Annotated in this window: 24 protein-coding genes; 9 read left to right on the forward strand and 15 right to left on the reverse strand. The window is 40.4% G+C overall.

Annotated features, from left to right (window positions below):
- Positions 1-95: 95 nt before the first annotated feature.
- The 11 genes from ABVJ71_RS06510 to asnB form a co-directional block, all read right to left on the reverse strand.
- Positions 96-1,910, reverse strand: coding sequence for an IucA/IucC family siderophore biosynthesis protein (locus tag ABVJ71_RS06510; RefSeq protein ID WP_353856159.1), 1,815 nt, complete (start codon positions 1,908-1,910; stop codon positions 96-98).
- Between the two features lie 13 nt (positions 1,911-1,923).
- Positions 1,924-3,273, reverse strand: a complete 1,350-nt coding sequence (locus ABVJ71_RS06515) for a lysine N(6)-hydroxylase/L-ornithine N(5)-oxygenase family protein (RefSeq protein WP_353856160.1) — start codon at positions 3,271-3,273, stop codon at positions 1,924-1,926.
- Positions 3,248-3,802 carry a GNAT family N-acetyltransferase gene (locus ABVJ71_RS06520; RefSeq protein ID WP_353856161.1) on the reverse strand — a complete coding sequence of 185 codons (555 nt, stop codon included), beginning with the start codon at positions 3,800-3,802 and terminating at the stop codon, positions 3,248-3,250. Before ABVJ71_RS06520 ends, ABVJ71_RS06515 begins: the two co-directional genes overlap by 26 nt.
- Positions 3,799-5,580: an IucA/IucC family protein gene (locus ABVJ71_RS06525; protein ID WP_353856162.1), complete on the reverse strand. Its 1,782-nt coding sequence runs from the start codon at positions 5,578-5,580 to the stop codon at positions 3,799-3,801. Before ABVJ71_RS06525 ends, ABVJ71_RS06520 begins: the two co-directional genes overlap by 4 nt.
- On the reverse strand, positions 5,577-7,073 hold the full coding sequence (locus ABVJ71_RS06530) for an aspartate aminotransferase family protein (protein WP_353856163.1): 1,497 nt from the start codon (positions 7,071-7,073) through the stop codon (positions 5,577-5,579). Before ABVJ71_RS06530 ends, ABVJ71_RS06525 begins: the two co-directional genes overlap by 4 nt.
- Entirely contained in the window at positions 7,060-8,406 is a 1,347-nt protein-coding gene (locus tag ABVJ71_RS06535) for an aspartate aminotransferase family protein (RefSeq protein WP_353856164.1), read from the reverse strand. The genes ABVJ71_RS06530 and ABVJ71_RS06535 overlap by 14 nt, the downstream gene beginning before the upstream one ends.
- Before the next feature lie 646 nt (positions 8,407-9,052).
- The gene (locus ABVJ71_RS06540) at positions 9,053-9,664 is read right to left on the reverse strand and encodes a GNAT family protein (protein ID WP_353856165.1); all 612 of its coding nucleotides are present in this window, start codon (positions 9,662-9,664) and stop codon (positions 9,053-9,055) included.
- 600 nt (positions 9,665-10,264) lie between these two features.
- Positions 10,265-11,110, reverse strand: a complete 846-nt coding sequence (locus ABVJ71_RS06545; protein WP_353856166.1) for a phytoene/squalene synthase family protein — start codon at positions 11,108-11,110, stop codon at positions 10,265-10,267.
- Entirely contained in the window at positions 11,103-12,578 is a 1,476-nt protein-coding gene (gene crtI / locus ABVJ71_RS06550) for a phytoene desaturase family protein (RefSeq protein ID WP_353856167.1), read from the reverse strand. The genes ABVJ71_RS06545 and crtI (ABVJ71_RS06550) overlap by 8 nt, the downstream gene beginning before the upstream one ends.
- Positions 12,575-14,092: a phytoene desaturase family protein gene (crtI, locus tag ABVJ71_RS06555; protein ID WP_353856168.1), complete on the reverse strand. Its 1,518-nt coding sequence runs from the start codon at positions 14,090-14,092 to the stop codon at positions 12,575-12,577. Before crtI (ABVJ71_RS06555) ends, crtI (ABVJ71_RS06550) begins: the two co-directional genes overlap by 4 nt.
- Positions 14,093-14,238: 146 nt before the next feature.
- Positions 14,239-16,080 (reverse strand): asparagine synthase (glutamine-hydrolyzing), encoded by a 1,842-nt coding sequence (asnB, locus tag ABVJ71_RS06560; protein WP_353856589.1) that lies wholly within the window; start codon positions 16,078-16,080, stop codon positions 14,239-14,241.
- A gap of 154 nt (positions 16,081-16,234) precedes the next feature.
- Here asnB and ABVJ71_RS06565 point away from each other — a divergent pair, with 154 nt between their 5' ends.
- On the forward strand, positions 16,235-16,762 hold the full coding sequence (locus ABVJ71_RS06565) for a DUF2777 family protein (RefSeq protein WP_353856169.1): 528 nt from the start codon (positions 16,235-16,237) through the stop codon (positions 16,760-16,762).
- Positions 16,763-16,800: 38 nt separating this feature from the next.
- Here the strand turns inward: ABVJ71_RS06565 and ABVJ71_RS06570 are convergent, their stop codons facing one another.
- From ABVJ71_RS06570 to ABVJ71_RS06580, 3 genes are all read right to left on the reverse strand, one after another.
- Complete coding sequence (locus ABVJ71_RS06570; RefSeq protein ID WP_353856170.1) at positions 16,801-17,169, reverse strand: YisL family protein; 369 nt, start codon at positions 17,167-17,169, stop codon at positions 16,801-16,803.
- Between the two features lie 92 nt (positions 17,170-17,261).
- The gene (locus ABVJ71_RS06575; RefSeq protein ID WP_353856171.1) at positions 17,262-18,167 is read right to left on the reverse strand and encodes a fumarylacetoacetate hydrolase family protein; all 906 of its coding nucleotides are present in this window, start codon (positions 18,165-18,167) and stop codon (positions 17,262-17,264) included.
- On the reverse strand, positions 18,112-18,750 hold the full coding sequence (locus tag ABVJ71_RS06580; protein WP_353856172.1) for a hypothetical protein: 639 nt from the start codon (positions 18,748-18,750) through the stop codon (positions 18,112-18,114). The genes ABVJ71_RS06575 and ABVJ71_RS06580 overlap by 56 nt, the downstream gene beginning before the upstream one ends.
- Positions 18,751-19,034: 284 nt before the next feature.
- Between ABVJ71_RS06580 and ABVJ71_RS06585 the strand changes: the two genes are divergently transcribed.
- The 8 genes from ABVJ71_RS06585 to ABVJ71_RS06620 all read left to right on the forward strand — a co-directional run bounded on the left by ABVJ71_RS06585 (position 19,035) and on the right by ABVJ71_RS06620 (position 22,483).
- The gene (locus ABVJ71_RS06585; RefSeq protein ID WP_353856173.1) at positions 19,035-20,126 is read left to right on the forward strand and encodes a CotH kinase family protein; all 1,092 of its coding nucleotides are present in this window, start codon (positions 19,035-19,037) and stop codon (positions 20,124-20,126) included.
- 125 nt (positions 20,127-20,251) lie between these two features.
- Positions 20,252-20,413, forward strand: coding sequence for an aspartyl-phosphate phosphatase Spo0E family protein (locus tag ABVJ71_RS06590; protein ID WP_353856174.1), 162 nt, complete (start codon positions 20,252-20,254; stop codon positions 20,411-20,413).
- A 115-nt stretch (positions 20,414-20,528) separates the two neighbouring features.
- Positions 20,529-20,750 carry a spore germination protein gene (locus ABVJ71_RS06595; protein ID WP_353856175.1) on the forward strand — a complete coding sequence of 74 codons (222 nt, stop codon included), beginning with the start codon at positions 20,529-20,531 and terminating at the stop codon, positions 20,748-20,750.
- A 14-nt stretch (positions 20,751-20,764) separates the two neighbouring features.
- Positions 20,765-20,995: a spore germination protein GerPB gene (locus ABVJ71_RS06600; RefSeq protein ID WP_353856176.1), complete on the forward strand. Its 231-nt coding sequence runs from the start codon at positions 20,765-20,767 to the stop codon at positions 20,993-20,995.
- A 31-nt stretch (positions 20,996-21,026) separates the two neighbouring features.
- Positions 21,027-21,641: a spore germination protein GerPC gene (locus ABVJ71_RS06605; protein ID WP_353856177.1), complete on the forward strand. Its 615-nt coding sequence runs from the start codon at positions 21,027-21,029 to the stop codon at positions 21,639-21,641.
- A complete protein-coding gene (locus tag ABVJ71_RS06610; protein WP_353856178.1) occupies positions 21,638-21,814 on the forward strand; it encodes a spore gernimation protein GerPD in 177 nt (58 codons plus the stop codon). The genes ABVJ71_RS06605 and ABVJ71_RS06610 overlap by 4 nt, the downstream gene beginning before the upstream one ends.
- The gene (locus ABVJ71_RS06615) at positions 21,814-22,197 is read left to right on the forward strand and encodes a spore germination protein GerPE (protein WP_353856179.1); all 384 of its coding nucleotides are present in this window, start codon (positions 21,814-21,816) and stop codon (positions 22,195-22,197) included. The genes ABVJ71_RS06610 and ABVJ71_RS06615 overlap by 1 nt, the downstream gene beginning before the upstream one ends.
- Positions 22,198-22,264: 67 nt before the next feature.
- Positions 22,265-22,483: a spore germination protein gene (locus ABVJ71_RS06620; RefSeq protein ID WP_003211468.1), complete on the forward strand. Its 219-nt coding sequence runs from the start codon at positions 22,265-22,267 to the stop codon at positions 22,481-22,483.
- Positions 22,484-22,532: 49 nt separating this feature from the next.
- Here ABVJ71_RS06620 and ABVJ71_RS06625 read toward each other — a convergent pair whose 3' ends face one another.
- Complete coding sequence (locus ABVJ71_RS06625; RefSeq protein ID WP_353856180.1) at positions 22,533-22,832, reverse strand: HNH endonuclease; 300 nt, start codon at positions 22,830-22,832, stop codon at positions 22,533-22,535.
- Positions 22,833-22,844 lie beyond the last annotated feature (12 nt).

A 22,844-nucleotide genomic window follows, 5' to 3' on the forward strand; every position in this document is an offset into this window, starting at 1 on the left:
ATTGGTTTGCCCTGTTTTTGTGTTAATAATAGTCGAACCTCCTTTGAATGGAGGTTCTTGAAAGCTGTAGACACCATTCGTCTACAGCTCTTTCATTATTTTTCGCCTACAGATGATAGGACGTGTGCAAGCGCATTTGTTACTTTCCCATGCTCTGACGCATGTGGGCGATCGTCTCCATCTCCATAGCCATAATCAATCATTCGATTACGGTTTAAACAAAGCTTTGTTAGCTGAGGCTGGAAAAGGTCAAATAATGCAAAACGTTCTTTTAGTTGCGGGAATTGCTGCTGATAATCTAGAATTTCTTCTGCAAGCAAACGCCAAAGAGCGGTTTCTTCTAGTAGCTGATGGTTTTCTAAAACATTTGACACGTAACGCAGGTTACAAATAAATAGTCCTGTAAAGATAAATTGTACTAAACCTTCTGGGGGTTCACTTCGCAACACTTCTTTTAAATCTTCATCTAATGATGCTAATTCTGGCAGTGGCTGGTCACTAATGTTCACATCATCAACGAAATCCTTTATCGCCAAACGATGTGGTTGATAATCTTTTAGGACAAGAATCGTATTTTGCCCATGTGGGGAAAATACCGTCCCGTATTGATACATAAAATGTAGTAGCGGAGGCATCACAACATGGAAGAAAGCAGCCATCCACTCTTTTGCCGAGAGTTTCGATTTTTCAATTAGCTGTTTAATATACGGTTCACCTTCATGATCTTCATACGTCAGTGCCGCAAGTGTCACAGGGGTCTCCCCTTCATCTAAGTACGTATAAATACTTTCTCTAAAAATCACGCCGAGCATTTCAAGATATTGATAAGGCGCACCAGGTAGTTTGCTGTAGTAAGGGTGATCGACATTTATACTCGCATTTTCACCTGGTAAAATCACGCGGCATACGTCAGACAAAAATGGGTCTTGATCGGCAATCCCTTTAATATGTGCCGTAATGCGAGGAGCGATGACAGTCCGCTCTGACGGAAGCCCTCGATACACAAGCGTATTTAAAATACTCATTGGTAATTTAATATGATGCTTTCCTTTATTTGAGATGTTTGTAAAGGTTCTGATCGACTGCTGCGGCACGTATTGATCAAGACCCTCGCCTAAATAAACAATGCGGCGCATGGCCAAATCTTCTGGGAAATGTTGAATAATCATATGTGTCCATTGCCATTTATGAACGGGCATCATATAATAATCAGTCGGATTCAAGCCTTCATCCTTTAATACACGCTGAAATTGACGAATGGTCACCTCATCTAATTCCTTCTTTATTATCTGCTCATAATTTTCATGTTCGACCGCATGAAATGTTGCAAGCTGACGGTGTACGGCAATCCAAGACAGCTGCACACTTTCTTGCCTTTCAGGTGCATAGGCTAAGTAATCTTCATAACTGAACCCGATACGTCCTTTGTTATATACAATCCAAGGATGTCCGGTCATCTCTCCTTCAATCCACGCATAATCTGTATCTATCAGTTCATCCGCACGAAGCGCCTTTTTCGATAACAAATGAACATCTGCTAACAATGTGTGATGAAGCTCTTTGATCAGATGACCTGTTGTTTCAGATGACATCGGAATGATTGGCTGTATATCCAGTAAAAAAATAATAGCGCTGACATCCTTTGTCCATTTTCCATCTTGATAGTACTCAATTGATTCAGCAATCGTATCATAACTATCAAACAAGCGAGGTTTTGCAAGATAACGATATTTCTTATGTTCATGAATCATTAGTTCATACTGAACGATTCCATCCCCGCCTTTAAGCTGAACGGGATGAATCATATCCTCATACATATATTCAGACAGCATTTTTGCCACCATTTTCTGGTTTGCTTTTTTCCACGCATCTGGGTTCACTGCTATTTTCAATTCGTCTTGCATATTCATCGCTCCATCCTCCTTAACCTTTGATTTCCTCAAATGTGTTCGCCTTCTTATGTGTACCAAATGTCTGGAAGACATGCTTTTGATAAAGTGGATATACTGTTTTATGAGCAAGTTCATTTATAATGACGCTGTTTCGGTAGGCTCCGAGTCCTAAATCTGGTGCTCCGACCCCATGTGTATGAAGCTCTGCATTTTGCACGAAGATGTCATTTTCGCCCATCATTTTTGTTTTCAAACGATACTCACGTTCTATTTGGAATCGTCCCTGATCATCCCATTCAATATGATGGGCAATCGGATCAATAAATGACGGCAATACCGATTGATAACCAGTTGCTAAAATGACGATATCAGTTTCATGTGTAAATGATTCTTCTTTTACCCATTGTGAACAGGAAAGCTTTAAACCGCCCGCTGTTTCCTCAATCAAGTTGACCTCCGTCATCGCTTGAAGCACTGTGTTCAATTGTTCCCCGCAGGCAGATCGTTCATAGAGTAAGTGATAAATATCACGGATCATCGCAGAGCTGATGCCTTTATAAAGTAAGTCTTGCTGCTTTAATAATGCATCTTTTTTTGTTTGCGGAAGCTCATAAAAGAAATCAATATAGTCTGGAGAGAAATACTCAAGACCAAGGTTTGAATATTCCATTGGGAAAAAACCTTTAGACCGAGTGAACCAGTGAATATCCTTCGCCTCATCCTCTGATAAAATGTCATAAAATACTTCCGCAGCACTTTGACCAGAGCCGATAACAGTCACTGACTTTCCTTTAAAAAAACCTTCTTTCTTTCGATTTAAATAATCCGCAGAATGAAACACACGATCTCCTAAAGCTGGCTGAAGCGATGCTGGTACTGCTGGTTGTGTGCCAATACCTAAGACGAGATGCTTACTTTCATACACATCTGCCGTCTGATCTTTCATATGACGAACATGCACTTTAAACCGCTTTTCTCCTGCTTTCTCAACGAAAGAGATCGATTCTACATTCATACCAAATCGGCACGAATCTAATTGCTCAGCTACCCAGCGGCAGTAATGACTGTATTCCTTACGCGGAATATGAAAGTTTTCTAAGAAGTAAAAAGAATACAAACGATTTTGCTCTTGCAAATAGTTTAGAAAGCTATATTTACTTTGGACATCTGCCATGCTGACAAGGTCTGCTAAGAAGGGAACTTGAAGTGTTGTGCCTTCAATGAGCATTCCAGGGTGCCAATGGAACGCTTCACTTCTTTCAAAGAACAAAGCGTTAATGTCATTTACTTCCTCAGATAATGCGGCAAGCCCTAGGTTAAATGGACCGATGCCAATACCAATTACATCCACTACATTATTTTGCTTGTTGAACCGCGTCATGGTTATACTTCCTTTCAAATCGATCTCGATCGCAAAACATCAAAAGACCTGTTTTATCTGGTAAATTTACTGGTTTCACCCGCTCGAAGCCGCATTTCTCAAAAACATGAATCATTTTTTCATTGCGAATATCAGGTTCGGCAACGATCTTTTCCGTTCGTTTGTTCTGCTGAAATTGAAATTCTGTCATCGCACGAAGCAATGGGGCAGCAAATCCTTTTCCGACATATTCTGGCTCCCCTATTAAGAGATGAATTCCTTGATCATGCGGAGCCGGATGATAATAGGATTCAATCACATCTCCTTTGACATTGTACGCTTCAAAATAGCTCATCGGTATCCCGTCAATCGTTCCTAAATAAAGGGTTTGGTGGGGATCATGAATCGCTTGATAAAAATGCTTTTTAAAAGCAGGAAAAGGAATATTCAGATGCCAAAAAGGATGAACATAATCTTCCTGCATCCACTTGTGAACAAGACGGACGTCCCTTTCATATTCAGCGCGAATGAATTCAATACGATGCCTCATCCAATCAGCGCCTCCTTATGCACAAAAAGTGGATTGAGCACAGATGTGTAACGAGATTGTGTTTCTAATGAACCTGTCAGCTCGTCCATATCTTCAAATCTTGTCAGCAAATTGGCTTTAGAAGGAAGTTCCTTTGAACGGAGAAGACTATTTGTAAGCTCAGATGCACCAAATTGCTGTTCATGAGCAAGCAGCGTATTTCTAACAAGTGAGAGCAGATGTTCTTCCCTTGCTAGCCCTTCCGCTCCAAATCCGTTAATCAAACCAAATAAATGATTAAAGAAGAAGTAATAACGCAGCCTCTCAACAGCTACAGCATCTGTACAAATGGTTTCACTTCTGACGCTCAAATGTTGCACAAGATTTGCGAGCTTATCCTTTTTGGATTCACTATAATAGTAGCCTTGATTATCACGATAATAGAATGTGTCTGGGTATCCATCCTTTAACTGGACAACGGCATTTTGCTGATGAGCTTCCAGTGCAAGACCATATGTTTCAAATAGCCACAGCATTGGCTCTAATGAAATGGTTAAATATCGTTTAAACCAATCCTTGCTGACTACCTCTGTTGATCTGCCTTCTTTTTCAGCCAGATCAGAAATGACACCTGCTAAACGTGACTTCCCCCCATAGGCATGATCTTGACATAATCCAGCGATCAAACTGGCTCCTTTTTCATTGTGCAAAAATGGATTTTGACGAATCACCACTTCAAATCCAGATTCAGCTTCATCTCCTCGGATGGATAGATATGCAGGATCTTCAATCACACGAAAACCTGAAAATTTATCGTATAAAGATATCCCTAATTCCGTTTGCAATAGACGAGACATTTCAACACCACGATCGAGTTCCTTTTGTTTGTTGACTCGAAGAGAATTCGTAATTTTCACAGGTACTGAGAATTTCAGCATGTATGCTGAGTCTTTTTGATAGACGGTTCTAAAGGAAGATGTTGCTGTGTAATCAGCGCCAAGCGGTCCTAAATACGCCAGTTTCCCATCCTCCATATAGCGGTGAACAAATTCCTTCTCCATCACCACCTTTACTTGGAGTGGATGGATTGGTATGAGCACATATTCCCCATTCTCAGTCAGCGTCTGAAGCCTCTCTCTTTCTTCTGGCATTTGGCGCTCAAGTTCATTTAGCATCAAGTTTGCTGCAGACTGTGAGATAGAGGAATCCTGCAGCACAATAGAATGGTGCGCTTTAAAGTAATGAAGTTGAAAAGTTCCTTTCAGTTCAGGAGAATAGACTGCTTCCTCTGCCTCTGTCATCCCTTGTCTGCTCTTTGGCGTAGGGTGCGTCAAATGTCCAAGGAGAAGCGACTGCTCCGCTTCAATATACTCAAAATCAGCTTGAGAAAGAGCCTCCCGATCACTTTCCCTTTCTCTCATAAAACGCTCAATATTTCGGCAGCTCAAAATGATGCGAAGCATGAACTCATCCTCTGCATCTGTGCGACCGTACTCAATGAGAAGTTCTTTTGAACATAAGGCAACAAGTGTGGTGTAATCTAATACAGTTCCTTTTTGATCACTGCCTTGTGGTCGATAGCGAATTGGAAATTCAAAAAGATGACGACCTACAGGTGAAAAATAGCGTACGGGAATCACCAATTCAAGATCTTGCTTTGCTAGTTCTGTGACGAATACAACCGATCCGTCTGCTCTTGTCTCTTTTCTTGTTGTCTGATCTGCTCCCGTTTCACGCAGAAAGCAGTTTAAAAAGCTTTGCATTGTTGCATTTTCAGCCATCTGTTTATATTGACTCAATTTAGTACCCTCCCGGATTGAATATGAGCGATCCCGATATCAACGATGTCAGAAAGGATTTCCTCAATATGATTGATTGTCGTTCTCGGATTTAATAAAGTGAATTTCAGGCATGTATGACCATTAACGACTGTTTTCGCGACAACTGCAGAACCTGTTTGAAATAATGTACGATGAATCGACTTGTTTATTTCATTAGCTCGCTTGTCATCAATAAATCGGAAAACAACCGCATTGATCTCCGGCTTTTGATTGATCACTTCAAGATCGTCATGCTGGTCAATCAGAGAAGCAACATCATTTGCTAAACGAATGGTATGGTCAATGATGTCACCGAATCCTTCCTCACCAATGAGCCGAAGAGATAGAAGCAATTTCAAAGCATCAAATCGGCGCGTTGTTTGTACTGACTTATTCACAAGATGAAGAATTCCCTCGATCTCATCTTCTTTCGGATTGAGGTAATCTGCATGGTAATCGATCAATCCAAAATGTCTTTTATCCTTTAACAAAAATGCCCCACAGGAGATGGGCTGATAAAATTGTTTATGAAAATCGACAGTGATCGAATCAGCCAGTTCAATGCCAGCGAGCTTATCTCGATAGGCATGGCTTAGTACAAGTGCTCCGCCATAAGCTGCATCAGCATGAATCCAAATGCCATATTTTTTGGCGACGTCGTAAATGTCACTAACTGGATCGATACTGCCAAAATCAGTTGTTCCGCAAGTAGCCACAATAGCAAATGGCAACAACTGATCTGCCTGAAGATCAGCGAGTTTCTGTTTCAAATCCGTTATATTCATTCGATGATGCTCATCCGTCTCTACTAGAACCACTGCATCTTCTCCTAATCCCAGTTGAGAAGCTGATTTCTTTACTGTGAAATGTGCATTCTTAGAGCAGAGAATTCGCATTCGGTGAGCTTCCCTCGGTAAACCCTTCTTTTGAACATTCCATTGCCATGTGTTTTCACAAAATGAATCTCTAGCAAGCAGTAGCCCCATATAATTAGATTGTGTTCCGCCGCTAGTAAAAGTCCCATCTGCCATATCTCCATAAGAAAACTTTTCACATAACCACTTGAGGATTCGCTCCTCAACCAAAGAGGCAATGCCACTTTGGTCGAAAGAATCCATGGATTGGTTAAAGGAACTAACGATTACCTCTGCTGCAAGTGCAGGAATAAGAGGCGGACAATGAAGATGTGCTAAGCATTTCGGATGAGACACATTGACTAAATGAGGCAAGAGATGGTCTTTTACATCTTGAAAGACCGATTCAATTGCTTCTCCAGACGGTTGAAATTGAAATAATGATTCGACACTATCTGCTAATTTCCCAGGCAATATTCCGCTATATGGTCCTTTGCCCTTTTTCCATTCTGTAAGCAAACTGTCGATTGATGTATGGAGTGCTGTTTGAAAAGCTTCCATCCCTTGCTGACTTTGGTTCATAAATAGTGAATCGACAGTAGGTTTAGTTGACTGCATCGTAAACTGCCTCTTTAAAAATAGTGATGACTTTTTCAAGCTGCTCTTCTGTCATGATCAGTGGTGGTAAGAATCGAATGACACTTCCAAAACGGCCTCCTGTTTCAACAATTAAGCCTTTATCGAAGCAGTTTTTCTGTATCAAACTGGCTAGTTTAGGATTCGCCGGATAACTTCCATCCACATCTTGCTTCTCATCTGGATTGACCACTTCTACTCCTATCATTAACCCTCTTCCGCGAACATCACCTAATGCAGGCACTTGTTTTTGGATGTCTTTTAAGCTAGCCTGCATACGCTCTCCTAACTGCTCGACATGATCCAGCAAGTTTGTTTCTTTGATAAATTTAAGAGTGGCAGTTCCAGCAGCCATCGCCATTTGGTTTCCTCTAAATGTGCCAATATGTGCTCCTGGATTCCATTGATCCAAGTCTTTATCATAAATCACAACTGAAAGCGGAAGACTACCGCCGATTGCTTTTGATAGCACAATGACATCTGGAACAATTCCCGCATGTTCAAAAGCAAACATCTTACCCGTTCTGCCAATTCCTGTTTGAACCTCATCAATAATGAGCGGAATTTTTTTCTCTTTTGTAATCCGTCTCATTTCTTTCAACCATTCAACTGATGCTGGTATCGATCCTCCCTCTCCTTGTACAGCTTCAAGAATCATACCTGCCGGAGGAAGAATCCCACTTTCGGGGTCATTTAATACTCGTTCAATATAGGAACTGGAAATGCGGTGTGAATCTTTCCCGCCAATTCCAAATGGGCACCGGTACTCATACGGATAAGGCAAGAAATGAACATCTGGCATTAATCCTTGCACTTTTTCCTTTGGAGATAAATTCCCGCTTAATGACATCGTCCCATGAGTCGCACCATGGTACGCTCCATGGAAAGAAAGAATCGAACGATTCCCTGTCGCTGTCTTGACTAATTTAATTGCTGCTTCTATCGCATCACCGCCAGTTGGTCCACAAAATTGGATTTTCGCTCTTTTTGCAAATTCCTTTGGCAGACTAGAAAATATCTCATTGACAAATTCTTCTTTAATTTCTGAGGTTATGTCCAACGTATGCAAGGGTCTCTTTTCATGAAGCATACGCTCAATGGCTTCTATGACAACCGGATGATTATGACCTAGCGCAAGCGTTCCTGCTCCTGCCAAGCAGTCATAAAACTCTCTGCCATCAGCATCTGTCACAATCATTCCTTCGGCTTTTTGCATAGCTAATGGGAACCGTCTCGGGTAAGACCTTGCATTAGATTCTCTTTGATTTTGCTGCTCTAAAAACTGCTGATTTTTAGAAACGGTTTTGATGGACATAATAAAACACTCCTCCAATTGATAAAGATTATCATTTTCATTTACTAGACTAGAGGATATGAGATATTAAAGTCAATTGATTTTAAAAAGATGATACGAAAAGCATATGAATACAAAATTGTCTTCTTTACGAGCATTTTCGATTTCATTCAAGGAACATCTACTGTCATAACGACAATGTCCGGATTGATCGCATAAGATATTGAATAAAAATTACAAATCGTTCTTCCTGGTTCTTTTGTTCTACACAATGTTGATGATTTATTTATACAGTCAAGTGGTAGGATTTCATATCTTAATTGATTAAAATGGTTATTATGGTATAATTTAACTAAAAGAAAGAGCCCTTCCTCATGAAGGACTCACTTAAAAAAAGAATCATATCAATCAACACAGCAATCAGTATTATGAGATAAAAGAATGGTCCAGCCACGCTCCTGTTCTTTTCATTTTAATGAAATAAATACCGAGTGAAACAAGCCAAATAGAAGCCCTAAAATAAACCATAGCCATTGATTTTTTCCATTCTTAGGCGCATTCACAAACATATAGATCGCTACTAAGATACACAAACCAGCCAGTAATTCAAGTCAATTCGTTCGTCTCCCTTATTATGATGTCTATTCATCCATACGCTACTTTTGTCTTAACAAGTGAATAACGATGATTCAGACGAATTGTGATGCAGGAGGCTTTGCCATTCCTCTCTTAACATTCCGTACCGCATCGCATCATAATATTCTCCTTGATAATAGCGCACCTTTCGCAGTCTTCCCTCAAGAGTAAATCCACATTTTTCTGCACAGCGCATCATACGTTTATTGCCGGACCAAGTGGTAAGACCTATTCTCGGGATATCAATTTGAGAAAATAACTGATCTATCCATAAAGATAACGCTTTTGTTCCATATCCTCCATTCCAAAAGCGTGAGTCATAAATGATGATTCCGCATTCAAGCCAGCGTGTACGCTCATTCTCCCAGTAATAAGAAACTGTTCCTTTCACCTCACCGTCTATCACAATTCCTAATAGTTTTGGAGGGAGGGACTCATCTTGCAAGTATCGTCTCTTAAATTGAGCCAGCGGAATTTCATGTTCATGAAAATAGGGTGCATTCCACTTTCGATAGGTCTGGTCAGAAGCTTTAAATCTTAAATGCCAAACAACTTCTAGATCGGTTTCATTTAATGTTCGTATTGTCACAAGATCATCTTTTTTCCCCATTATCTTTTCACGTTCCTTTACTTTGTCGTTCATCTTGCAAGATGACGGTATTGAATAGGCGTCATCCCTTCACTTTGCCTAAATAATTTAGAAAAAATAAGTGGGGTCGTCAATTCCTACCAAATCTGCAGCGAAAGTGTTTGATGATGTTCATCCTGCTGTTTGGAGCAGCCATCAGCCAAGGCACACCAATTTTAATCAGCCGTTATATTGGAGCGAAAGAATTCAATGATGTCTAATACGGTGTATGAAGAGCTTGTACTAGGCAATTGCTCTATCCCTACCTTCGTCATCTGCTTTATCTTTATCATCGACACACTTGCTTGCTTTTTTCACTAGCAACAGCGATATTATTCACATTGCAGGTATGCTGCTCATGTTGACAATCATTTTAGAACCAGAACGCTCTTTTCATATGGTCATCATTAATTCTTTGGTACTCAAAATAAAACCTGCTAGGTATTCAGTTTGAACTGGTACTTATCGGGGGTTCGATTTCCTTTATTGTGGATGAATGGGTTAGAGGAGTCTTCATGTATAGACGATGGCGTTCAAGAGTATGGACTGAGAACGGATTTTCTCCACATAAAAAGGACTGCAAGAAAAAATTTGCAGTCCTTTTTTTCATGATGTTCAATGATTAGTGATATCCTCTAAAATAAGTGCCTTTTCCTGCTTTGAAATAAAAGATCTTTGTGTGAAGACGCGATACTCATTCTCTCTTATTTTATCTAAAATAGCCTTATAAAAATAAGCAGCCGCCTTGACTGACATACGTGAATAGAGCGGGAATTCATGAAGATGATCAAAAAATTCCTCATAGTAAGCCTCAGCCTCAAATGCAATGTATTCCCACACATGCTGAAATGCTTGATTGACGACTCCTTCTTGCAATTGTTGCTCTGTATACCCAAATTGATCTAGTACTTGCTTCGGTAAATAGATACGATCTCTTTGCGCTACATCCTCCCCAATATCACGAAGAATGTTTGTCAATTGCATGCCAATTCCTAATGAAATGGCTGCTTCTTTTAGTCGTTCCTTTTTACGCGGTGCAATGATTGGAAGCAGCATTAATCCGACGGTGCTTGCCACATGATAGGAATAGATGAGGAGTTCATCTAACGTTTCATATCTTTGTTGCTTAAGGTCCATCTCTTGACCTTGCAATAGATCACGGAACGGGGATTCATCCATATTGAACTCTTGAAATGTATACTCTAATGCAACCCACATTGGATCATCTCGATCTACATCCCTTTTTAAAAAACGATCAAATGACTCCTGAAAAGATGCCAATTCTTCTTTTGGTGAAGGTGACTCATCCACAATGTCATCAGCTCTCCGGCAAAAGGAATAGACTGCCCATACCGCCTGTCTTTTCTTTTTGGGCAGCATGGAAAACGCACGGTAAAATGTTTTCGAATGTGTTTGAATGGTCTCTTCACATGCTTTCAGTGCTGTTTGCACATCAACCACTTAGCTTCACTTCCTTTCTGTCGTTCAAGTCCTTCAGCAGTACAGAAGCCATCAGCTTAGCACTTTGCATCACGATCGGTACTCCGCCACCTGGGTGGATAGAAGCACCTACTGCATAAATGTTTTCCGTCTCTTGAGCCTTCACTTGCGGCCGAAATACACCGGATTGAAATAAATTAGGTGCAAGGCCAAAGCTGCCTCCCTCAAACAATCCTTCTCGCAAGGAATCATTTGGTGTTTTTACCTTTTTCCAAACAATAGACTCTCGCAATTGCGGAAAGCCTCTCTTCTCAAGTCGATCTATCATCTTTTCAACAAAATCTGTCTCCTCAGCCCAGTTGATATGATTCCCTGATGGAACTGGAATGAGCATGTATAAAACACTGCAATCTTCTGGTGCAAGAGACGGATCAATGATAGACGGATTAAACGTATAGAACGACGGGTCTTTAGGGACAGATTTCGTTTGAAATACATCTTTCATATGCTGATCAAAGTGATCCCCCATAAAGAATTGATGAACAGGTGCTTTGCGATATATTTTATTTAAACCTAGATACACCATCACGCAACCGGAGGAAGGGACATATTTATGACGGTCTTGTTCATGTAAACCAAGCTGTTTTAAAGCCGCTGGATAATCACCGTTTATGACAAACGCATCAGCCGCTATTTTTTGACCGTTTACTAGCGCTCGAACAGCACGTTCTCCCTCAAACTCAAACTGCTCAACTGTCTGATTTCGCCTCACATGCACACCCATAGCCTGTAATTGATTCTCCAGTATATCTACTAAACTCGCATAGCCACCTTTTAAATAGTAAATCCCGTGCGCATGCTCACTATAAGAAACAAGCGAATAAATAGCAGAAGCCTTATACGGATTCCCTCCGACATAGAGTGTTTGAAGTGCGTATGCATCTCGCAAGCGTTCATCGGCAAAATATTTTTTAAGAGAGCTTCGGACCGTACGATATGCTTTTAATTTTATTAGAATTCTCATATTTTCTTTTGTGAAGAATGTTCGTTTTTCATGAAAAGACTTTTCTAGAAAAGCTTGCTGCCCTTCATGAAAACGATCGGTCATTTCTTCCATAAATTTAAGAAATCCTTGTTCTTCTTTTGGAAACACACGTCTGATTTCTTCTAACTGACGCTCAAGATCAGAATACTTCGTATAGGCTGTTCCATCTTGATATCGAATGGTGTACAGTGGATTCAGTTGCAGGAGATCAAGTGATGAAATATCAATTCCTACCTCATTTAATATCCCTTTTAACATGTCTGGTAGCAGGACAATGGTTGGACCTTCATCTACTTTATATCCATTCTCCCTTACAAAAGCAAGTCTCCCGCCAAGTCTCTCATTTTTTTCGATCAGGGTGACATCATGCCCAGCTTTTCTTAAATAGAGAGCTGAAATCATTCCGCCAATACCGCCACCTGCAACCAGTATATGTTTGATCATGAAGCACTCCCCTTTTCGTGATGCGGCATCATTTTTTGAGTTGCTTTCTGCTTTGAAAGAATGGCATTTGTCGTGATGCGCGCCGATTCTAAAATGGTCGGCAAACCGCTTCCAGGGTGTGTCCCCCCGCCCACAAGCCAGCAGTGCTTCAATTCATCAAATTCATTATGCGGGCGAAGCACCATCATCTGCGTTAGCTGGTGTCCGAGGTTAAATGTAGCGCCTTCATATACATAAAGATCTTCTTCCCAATTTTTCGGCGTGATCATCCGCTCGACTTCTATATGTTTTCTAATCTCTTGAAAACCGGTTTTTCGCTCAATCGTATCTAACACAAGTTCTCTGAATTCATCTTGATGCTTTTCCCAGTCTATACCGCTTTGATTATTTGCAACTGGCGCCAAAACGTACAACGCTGACTTTCCTTTAGGAGCGAGCGAATCATCTGTCACACTTGCATTTTGGATATAGATGGACGGATCATCTGGAAGAGCATATGTCTTTGTAATTTCCTTCACATTCTTAGCATAATCATCAGAAAAAACAATGGTATGATGCGGTTCGTCATACAGCTTATCCAAGCCTAAATACAGCATAAAAGTTGAGCATGAAAATTTTTTCTTTTTCAATTTCTTTTCGCTAAATTTCTTCAAAAGACCTGGCTCTACAAGCTTCGTCATGACATGTGCAAAATCTCCATTGATGACAAGTTCATCTGCCTGTACTTCCTCACCTGATTCTAATCGAACACCTTTCACCTTTCTGCCTTTAGTGAGCAGTTTTTCTACTCCAGATGACAGGTGAATGGTCGCTCCCAACTCCACTGCTGCCTTCGCCATGGCTTGTGATAACTGATTCACGCCGCCCTTTGGATGGAAAACACCTGTATCGTGCTCCATAAAAGAAAGGATAGAGAAAGCACCTGGGCATTCCCACGGTGACATTCCTAAATACTTTGATTGAAACGTAAATGCATATTTCACAGACTCATGTGAGAAATAGTTTGACAGCACATCATACAAGCTCTTATTTAATGATAGCTGTGGAAGTGCTCTTATCACTCTCAAGCGTAAATAATGATGAAAGCGGTCCATCTTACTTTGCAAAATCGGCGTAAGACGATCCATCTTACGCTTTGTATCATTCATAAAGCGCAAATACCCTTCTCCTTCACCAGGTGCAAAGGCTTCTAACCGTTTGTACATTTCCTCTCTATCTCGCACCATATCAAGCTGCTGATCTTGAAAGATTAATCTATACATCTCTTTTAATTCAATCACATCTATATAATCATGCAGATTTTTACCCGCAAAGGCAAACAACTCCTCTGCAATATGAATCATGCTGAGAAAGGTAGGACCTGTATCAAACGTGAAATCACCAAGTTGAAACTTAGAGTTACGTCCACCAACAAAGGGCTGTTTTTCATATACATGAACATCATGCCCTTTGCTTTGCAGCATCATAGCTGCCGCAAGTCCCCCTGGTCCTGCTCCGATCACAATGATTTTCATTATCCTTTTTCCTCCAAATTAATTCACTTTAAGTTAATTATACAAATTAGAAATGTTAGATCAACTTTTGATGCGCTCTAAAAAAACGCATGTTATGTATTAAAAAGCCGGCTTTCTTCATCAATTGCAAGAAAACCGGTCCTTTATTACGCTTCTACATCAATTCTATATGTTTCAAACCAATGATGAATCTGTGCTAGATGGGCGATCAGCTGCGGCCCCTTCATCAACTGTCCATACCAAGGAACATGGAAGGAAGCACCCTCAGTTTCAATGAGCTGTTTCAACTGGTGTGGATCTAGAAATTCATGGAGCGCAGAATCTTTATGTGCAAGGCATTCTGTTAACATCTGTTTGACCGCCTGAGTATAAGCTGGATGATGTGTTTTAGGATAAGGACTCTTCTTGCGATAAAGCACTTCATTCGGTAAAATTCCCTCTAATGCTTTTCGTAAAACCCCTTTTTCACGATTACCGTGCATTTTCATTTCCCAAGGAATATTCCATACATATTCCACAAGGCGATGATCAGCAAAGGGAACACGCACCTCAAGACTTGCTCCCATACTCATTCGATCTTTTCGATCAAGTAGTGTCGTCATAAACCAGATCATATTTAAGTAAAAAAGTTCTCTCCGTGCTTTATCAATTCCAGTTTCTCCATCTAAAAGAGGCGTTTCTGCCACTGTTTCTTCATATTTGCTTTGTACATATTCCTGAAGTGAAAGTTTCTTTTGCCATGAGTCTTGAAGGAGATGAATGCGAGCTTCTGTTGATCTCATCCATGGGAAACCATTTGTTTCATTCGCCATATGAAACCACGGATAGCCCCCAAAAATCTCATCTGCACATTCACCTGACAAGCCGACAACAAAATCCTTTTTAATTTCTCGGCAAAACCAAAGCAAGGAAGAATCAATATCTGCCATGCCCGGTAAATCTCGAACTTCAACAGCTTCCTTTAAGTAGGCGGCAAGCTCTTTTTGATCGATGATGCAGCTATGATGCTCAGTTTGAAAAGCTTTGGTCATTTTATCAATCCATGGACCGTCAGCATTCGGTTGGAATTGACTTGCCTCAAAAAATTGGTCATTTCCTTCATAATCAATGGAATACGTATGGAGAGGTGCTTTCCCGATCTGTTCAAAGTGCTTGGCACTAATCGCTGTAATCGCACTAGAATCCACACCACCGGATAGAAATGTACAAACGGGCACATCAGAGACGAGTTGCCTTGTGACTGCATCGGTAAATAGATGCTTCACATGCTGAGCCGTCTCATCAAGTGAATCCGTATGATGCTGACTCTTGACATTCCAATATCTCCATACGCGCAAGCCTTCTGTCGAAAAGATCAATGCATGCGCAGGTCTAAGTTCTTTTATCCCTTTAAACACGCCTTGCCCTGGCGTTCTAGAAGGTCCTAACCCAAAGATCTCCGATAAACCAGCGTAATCTACTTTTGCTTTCATATCAGGGTGTGCAAGGAGCGCTTTAATCTCTGAACCAAATAAAAAGGAATGATGACGTTCCGTATAGAAAAATGGCTTTACACCAAGCCGATCTCTTCCTGCAAATAACAAATTTCGCTCACTGTCCCAAATCACAAAAGCAAAAATCCCATTCAAATGGCTCACACACTCTTCCTTCCACTCTGTGTAAGCATGAAGAAGTACCTCTGTATCAGAATGCCCAAGAAAGCGGTGACCTCTTTTTAATAATTCTTTTCGTATATCCTCCGTATTATAAAGCTCTCCATTGTATACAACTGTATACGCATGGTTTTGATGTGTATACGTCATCGGCTGCTTGCCGCCCTCTAGATCCACAACAGATAATCTTTTATGCCCAAAAAGAACATGCTCACTTTTCCACGTATTCGTATCATCTGGCCCTCTTTTAGATAATGTATCTGTCATTTGATTGATTACATGATCCTGTTGGATGAGCTGCTTTTTAAAGTCTGCCCAGCCTGTTATTCCACACATCATCATCAGCTCCCATCCGTTTTTCATCAAGTGTTCTCATTCAGCCTTTCTTAGTTTATGCATCGTTCTCTTGATAGTTGATTTGTCCTTTTTTCCCTTAGTATAGGACAAGCTAATTTTGGCAAGAAAATAAAGAAGAAAGGAGATGTTGCAAATGGAAAGCAGATTGAAGCATCTTCAACAGAGCAGCCAAAGATGGTGCAACGGTTACTTACTGCTTGAAAATGAACATTGTCTCATTGAAGATGAAGAAGGTGATATCATGATGCCAGAAAGTCTTCAAAGCCCCATGATTCTGATAAAAGAAAGCGGTTTATGGAGAAAAGGAGAATTGCTTGGAACGGTTATACTGCATGAAAACGGTCAATTGATCGATGTACAAGGCGGAGAAATCATTCAATATACGCAAGCGATTGCCAAAGGCTGGCTTGATTTGCTGTTGTCCGTACCAGAGAACGTATTTTATCAAGTGATAGAAATATTAGAGCAGTATGATTTTTCCGTTTATGATTGCGTCTTCTCCTCCTTTCATCCTTTTCATCGTGCATCTTTCTTTCAGTTTTCGACAGATACACATTCGCTGGCGCTTCAATATCATCGTGATTCAGCATCGGGTTTGATTCGCTTCGAGTGGACAACTTCTAGCGGTCACCGATCAATTTCTCAGTTTCATGTCACATAAAAAGGGCATTGCTTTGTTCATGCAATGCCCTTTCTATATTAAAAGATATGAAAACCGATTGGCAGACGCAAGCCAAGCAAAATGGTCACAATGGCGATTACGATAAAACCAATAAAAACACCCGTAACCGATTTCCCTTTTTTCTTCCGTACAAGTACCATTTCCATTAAGCCGATGACAAGAATACCAAGTAGCATTTTCCCGATATATTCACCTTGGAATCCTGGAATTTTCATTCCTATGCGAACATACAATTCTGCGCCTGTTGCAATAATAAGCAAGTAAAATAGTCGTACAATCATATGCACAATTTTTGCACTTTTGTCATTTTTACCTACTAATGCAAAGGCCACGAAAAATAAAATAATACCTAGCACCCACGCTGTAATATGTAAATGTGTTCCCAACTGTTATTCCCCCTTTATCAGAACAAGTATCTTCATCATCGTACCATGAAATAAGTCGAACACAAAACGACAATCCTGTGTCAACATGCACTTTATTTCACGCGATTGGATAAAGTGCCGATTGGTTCAATGGTCACCTCAATATGATCACCTGCTGCTAAAAACTTTGGCGGTTCAAAGCCTTTTCCAACCCCTGAAGGTGTTCCCGTCGCAATGATATCCCCTGCTTCTAAAGTCATTCCTTTTGACAAAGTCGACACAATCTCCTCGATCGAGAAGATCATTAAATCTGTACTGGCAGACTGACGCACCTCTCCATTGACCTTAGTTTCAATATGCAAGGCTCCGTGATGATCAATCACTGATTTATGAACGACATAAGGTCCCATTGGACAAGATGTATCCAAACTTTTTGCAATAAAAAATTGTTTATGCTTTTTTTGTAAATCTCTTGCGGTAATATCATTTAAGATGGTGTATCCAAAGATATAATCTTTTACCTCTTCTGGCTGAATATTCTTACCCGATTTGCCCATGACAATAGCAAGCTCCCCTTCATAATCTAGTTCACTCGTCACATTTTCATGAAGTAAGACGTCGGCTTCATGCCCAATAATTGAGGTAGGGGCCTTCGTAAAAATGATTAAGTCTTCTGGAATATCGGCAGCACTTCCCATCTCTATGACATGATCTTTGTAGTTCTTTCCGACACATATGATATTTTTAGATGGCTTTGGAATCGGTGCAAGGAGTTTCACGTCCGCCATCGGATAAATATAAGAGCCGCGCTCCTCTTCTTTTTTCTCAGCCCAATCAAGGAGTTGTTTGACATGCTCGACAAACTTGTCCCCAATCTTGACACATTCAGATAAAGAATTAGGCAAAGTCTCTAGTTCAAATAATTTCGCTTCTGCCTTCTTTACATCCATCACCCACTTATCATCAATGACGACTCCTATAAAAACGCTGTTGTGTATCTCGCCTGTAAAAAACTTCATGCCTTCCCCTCACAATCTTCATTTTGCTTAAGTAATGATGTCTCAATTTTATTTCTCTACCAAATAAAAAAAACCCTTTTTTATCATACTCTCTTTTAAAAAGGGTTTCAAAAAACATGATTTTAAGGAAATGAGTATCAGATTTAACGGAAGCGTCGATACTCCCACATATTCCCTTGATCCCATTTACGATGAACATTTCCTTTGCTTCGAGCATGATGCTTTCTCTTTCCGCATCCTCTGCAAGAATGACTTCTGCTACGGTGATAGGATCGTTTAGATCGACGGCTTCGTTTGGAACGATGGCTTTTCTTATCATATGACCTGTGTTTGCTGCGACATGATTTTTTGCTTCTGTATGATTTTTTACTTCTGCATGATTTTTTGCTTTTACACGACTTTTCACTCTTCTTACTTTTCTTTGAGCAGCGGCTTTTTTTAGATCGATAGCTTTTGTGGCTTTTTTTGCTACGGTATGACTTGCGGTAGCCGCCTCCACCAAAGAACCAGTGACGGTATTTTTGAGATCGTTTGGAACGATGAGAACGAGATGATTTGTGTGAATGTCTCGACTCTGGTTCACGGTCTAGGTGATGATCACGTCCCTCACTTCTTAGTGACTCAACCGCATGTTCAATATGTGAATGATCAAATGTGCTCACAGACAATTCGCCTCCCAGTCTATTCTTTGACAAAACAAACAGACAAAACTGTTTATCTTCTCTTCTTTATGGTACGAGATTGAATAGACAAGTGTTCTTGGCGAATGCCTCTTTGTTGGAAAACTCCATGAATACCTACTCGGCGGGTACGGGACATTCCTATATATTCATATGGTAAAGAAGAGAATAGGAGGCTGATTCAAGCATGACCGCAGAACCTTTAAAAAATCTTGATATCTGGATTCATCCAAAGAATCTCATTGAATTGAAAAAAGACATATGGAATGATGAGCCCGTTGAAGCGATACTGAAAACTGGTAAAAGCAAGTCACATATCTATGCTTCATATCGCGGATCACACATTAGAAAACTGAAGAAAAAGTCGTATCAAATTGAATATCGAAAACCGAAGCAAAGACAAGGCGAAGCCATCTTTCACTTAAACGCCGAGTACAATGACCCTTCCTTTATTCGGAACAGACTTTCCTTTTATTTCTTTGAACAGATTGGTGTGTTAAGTCCTGCTACTTCGCATGTTTTTTTGACCATCAACGGGAGAAAAGAAGGCATTTATTTAAAAATTGAATCCGTTGATGAGCTGTTTTTTCAAAAACGCCAGCTATCGGTTGGCGGCATTTATTACGCAGTGGATGATGACGCCAATTTCTCTCTCCTCAGTTCGTTTGATAAAAAACCTAAAAAACACCTCCTTCTTGGTTACGAAAAAAAAGTGGGTACAGCCAAACATGACGAGCGTCTCAGTGAGTTTATCTATTTTCTAAACACAGCAACAGACGACGTATTCGCAGCAAAAATTGAGCAGTATCTTGACGTGACACAATATTTCCTATGGCTCATTGGTGTTGTATGCACCCAAAACTTCGATGGGTTTGTTCATAATTATGCACTTTACTTGAATGAACATGGGAAGTTCCAAGTGCTTCCTTGGGATTATGACGCCACATGGGGACGTGACATTCATGGAGAAGAAATGGCTTTCGACTATATTCCAGTGGGCGGTTTTAATACATTAACCGCTAGATTACTAGATATCCGTTCATTTAAAAAAGCCTATTATGCTCTTTTCCAAAAGGTACTGGACACACAGTTTTCAGAAGAACGCCTTTCTCCAATGATAGAGAATTGGCATACATCCATTGAGAAACGGATAGAGGAGGATCCATATACGAAAGAAAGAAGAGACGCTTTACATGTAGAACGTGACCTCATACGAAAGTATATCAACAAAAGACGACAATATTTGCAAACTGAGATTAGGAAAGAGACATCTGACTGATAAGGATACTTTCGAATTTTGTCACTTTATTACTCATATTGACGAAACAGCTTTTTCCTTAGAAAAATAGAGTATACTAACCATATCCTTCTATTTGATAAAAAATGTGAGAGTTGGCGTCCGTTATGATCAATTATGAGATTGAACAAAAAAGATTGCATTTAATTGAGACTGCAAAAAAATTCGGTATGAACGCTGAAGAAACTATACGGTGCAGTCAAGAACTAGACACACTCTTAAATAAAGGCATTAAACACACCTCAAAAGATTGCTCGAAAAAAGGGTAAGCCATACACCTATTCCTCTAAACAAAAGACAATCACACATTGAAAGACCCATCATAAGCTATGGTGAAACGCCCAAAATCAAAAAGCCTTCATTTTATAAAGGATGTGCACCGCTATGCCGGCTATCGTTGGAGCCTTTAAAGTGAATGCGGTCGGAACGAGCGGAGTCGTTCATGTTGGAGACTGCATCACCATTTCTCCAAACAGTCAGGTTAAAACGTTTGCTGGAGCAGGCAGTTTTAACACTGGTGATCAATTGCGCATTAACAACTATAAAAGTGTGACAAATACGTACGACAGTGATGTCATTGATCAACCGCTTGTTGGCAACTTGTAAGGAGTGAGAATGCATTGAACTTCTATATTAATCAAGCGATACAGATTAACTATTTACGCGTGGAGTCTGTGAGTAACTCGTCTGTTCTGCAAATTGGGAGTGCTGGATCCATCAAGGCTCTTTCCAATCTGTATAACACAGGAAGTTATGTTGAACCAGCACCTGCAGCAACAAGCACACAAGGAATTGAAGAATCTGAAGGAGCAAGCACAGCACCTTTTGTTCCGCTTCAGTCACCAACTTAAGTTCATCTGCAATCCCCGGAGGTGTATCTAGATGTATGACTACCAAGTCAATGTTTCGCAAATGTACGGCATGATTCAAAAGCAAACACAACAAATTATGATGCTTGAAAAAAAGATTAACGAGCTTCAGCAGGAAATACAAATGATCAAAGATAAACCGACAACGAATATTGAACGAATTGATTATCAATTTGATCAACTGAAAATCGAGCGGCTGGAAGGCACATTAAATATTGGCCTCAATCCATCTGATCCTAACAGTGTTCAAAATTTTGAAGTAGGCCAAACAACCACGCCGGGAATTGGGATGATGCAGCAAGAAATGGCTGATCAATTTTTCAATCAAACACGTCAGCTTGTCGATTCTTTCTTAAATGAAGAAGCACCTGACCTTCTTGAAGAATTAGAGCAGCGATATGAAGGCAGTCTTGATGAAAGCAACAAACACCATATTATCGAAGACATCCGAAAGCAAATTGACAGCAGAATCAAATACTATGCGGGACAACTGCCGCAAAGGGAAGATATGACTCCTCTGCAGCGTTCAGAGCAAATAGCTGAATACGTGAAGCATGATGTCAAAAGAGCGATTGAGCACTTTTTAACTCACATTCCAAATGAAACGAAAGGAGAGGAAAACGGATGAATTTCACAGTCGTCAACCGCAACATCGAGACTGGGAGTATTAAAGTAACTGGGGTTTCGTCCTCTTCATTATTTATCATTGGGGACACAGACCATGTACAATTATCTTCAATTTTTGATACTCCGCCAGAATCACTCATTATTGGTCCGTTTGTTCCTCTAGGACCTCGATAATGATGAAACGCACATCACAAGTGAAATTCTCAAAGGTGAATTCTGTCGGAATTTCTAGTGTGGTTCAAATTGGAGATACGCAAGAGCTATGCCCGAAAATAAAAGTTTTAGCTGTTCAAAGAACGATTAGCTTGTTTTATAGCTATGAAGGGAATTTCAATGCAAAAGAATTTGAAGTATATTATCAGTCAATACCCAAGATGCTGCCAGAACGATCAGTCAGAACCGCATTTTACCATGAAAAGCCTGTTATTAAAGTTTCCTCGATACATGTAGAAGGGGTCTCTTCCTCTTCTATTTATCAAATTGGCTCTAGCTGTGAAATAAATGCTGTGGCGCGAGTGAAGCACATTCGAGAGCTATTTAGCAATGACGAAAATTAGCCAAACTCACAAATGGACCCACATGCGCATATGATGGTGATATGACTTCGGATAAAGGATGTCGATTATGCCAGCAATTGTCGGACCAATTTACATTAACTCTATTTCTGGAGGCGTCGTAAACGTGGGTGATTCATTTTACCTTTCGCCTAAAAGTTCGTCAAAATCAGCTCTAGGTTCTGGAGCGGGAAATACCGGAGATTTTTTGATATTGAATAATGGCATTAGCGCAACCAACTATGTAGATCCTGACTTAAATGATCAGAATATGGTAGGCAATGCATAAAGCGACTCCTCTATACACTGATTTCACCTAGAGGAGTGCTTTTTTATGCTTATTTCTTTCTGCGTTGTCTTGATTTTTTTGTTTTGACCAGCCTGCTTGCCGGCTGTTTTCGAATCCATTTGATGTACGAAGTGAGCTTTTCGTCTCGTCTCAACGCATCAATTGTATTTAAACGTGCCGCAAGCTCCTGATTTGTATATAAGGCATGCACTTGTTTATGGCAAGGGATGCACAGGAAGGCGGTCGGGGAAAATGCCCCGCCTTCCTCTCTTGGTGTTAAATGATGTTCCGTAAGCAGGACTTCTTGTCTTCCGCACAACTCACATAATCCCATTGTTTGCTTGGCCATCCTGTCAACACC

It is taken from the genome of Bacillus sp. Bos-x628 (genome assembly GCF_040500475.1).
GTDB classification, from domain to species: Bacteria; Bacillota; Bacilli; order Bacillales; family Bacillaceae; genus Bacillus; species Bacillus maqinnsis.

Excerpts from the sequence above, each read along its gene's own strand:
- ABVJ71_RS06515 (WP_353856160.1), bottom strand. The coding sequence starts at position 3,273 with ATGACGCGGTTCAACAAGCAAAATAATGTAGTGGATGTAATTGGTATT.
- crtI (WP_353856167.1), bottom strand. The coding sequence starts at position 12,578 with ATGATCAAACATATACTGGTTGCAGGTGGCGGTATTGGCGGAATGATT.
- ABVJ71_RS06610 (WP_353856178.1), top strand. The coding sequence starts at position 21,638 with ATGAATTTCACAGTCGTCAACCGCAACATCGAGACTGGGAGTATTAAA.
- ABVJ71_RS06540 (WP_353856165.1), bottom strand. The coding sequence starts at position 9,664 with ATGAACGACAAAGTAAAGGAACGTGAAAAGATAATGGGGAAAAAAGAT.
- ABVJ71_RS06565 (WP_353856169.1), top strand. The coding sequence starts at position 16,235 with ATGGAAAGCAGATTGAAGCATCTTCAACAGAGCAGCCAAAGATGGTGC.
- asnB (WP_353856589.1), bottom strand. The coding sequence starts at position 16,080 with ATGTGTGGAATAACAGGCTGGGCAGACTTTAAAAAGCAGCTCATCCAA.
- ABVJ71_RS06510 (WP_353856159.1), bottom strand. The coding sequence starts at position 1,910 with ATGAATATGCAAGACGAATTGAAAATAGCAGTGAACCCAGATGCGTGG.
- ABVJ71_RS06585 (WP_353856173.1), top strand. The coding sequence starts at position 19,035 with ATGACCGCAGAACCTTTAAAAAATCTTGATATCTGGATTCATCCAAAG.
- ABVJ71_RS06535 (WP_353856164.1), bottom strand. The coding sequence starts at position 8,406 with ATGTCCATCAAAACCGTTTCTAAAAATCAGCAGTTTTTAGAGCAGCAA.
- crtI (WP_353856168.1), bottom strand. The coding sequence starts at position 14,092 with ATGAAAATCATTGTGATCGGAGCAGGACCAGGGGGACTTGCGGCAGCT.
- ABVJ71_RS06520 (WP_353856161.1), bottom strand. The coding sequence starts at position 3,802 with ATGAGGCATCGTATTGAATTCATTCGCGCTGAATATGAAAGGGACGTC.
- ABVJ71_RS06530 (WP_353856163.1), bottom strand. The coding sequence starts at position 7,073 with ATGCAGTCAACTAAACCTACTGTCGATTCACTATTTATGAACCAAAGT.
- ABVJ71_RS06575 (WP_353856171.1), bottom strand. The coding sequence starts at position 18,167 with ATGAAGTTTTTTACAGGCGAGATACACAACAGCGTTTTTATAGGAGTC.
- ABVJ71_RS06620 (WP_003211468.1), top strand. The coding sequence starts at position 22,265 with ATGCCAGCAATTGTCGGACCAATTTACATTAACTCTATTTCTGGAGGC.
- ABVJ71_RS06605 (WP_353856177.1), top strand. The coding sequence starts at position 21,027 with ATGTATGACTACCAAGTCAATGTTTCGCAAATGTACGGCATGATTCAA.
- ABVJ71_RS06590 (WP_353856174.1), top strand. The coding sequence starts at position 20,252 with ATGATCAATTATGAGATTGAACAAAAAAGATTGCATTTAATTGAGACT.
- ABVJ71_RS06595 (WP_353856175.1), top strand. The coding sequence starts at position 20,529 with ATGCCGGCTATCGTTGGAGCCTTTAAAGTGAATGCGGTCGGAACGAGC.
- ABVJ71_RS06625 (WP_353856180.1), bottom strand. The coding sequence starts at position 22,832 with ATGGCCAAGCAAACAATGGGATTATGTGAGTTGTGCGGAAGACAAGAA.
- ABVJ71_RS06615 (WP_353856179.1), top strand. The coding sequence starts at position 21,814 with ATGATGAAACGCACATCACAAGTGAAATTCTCAAAGGTGAATTCTGTC.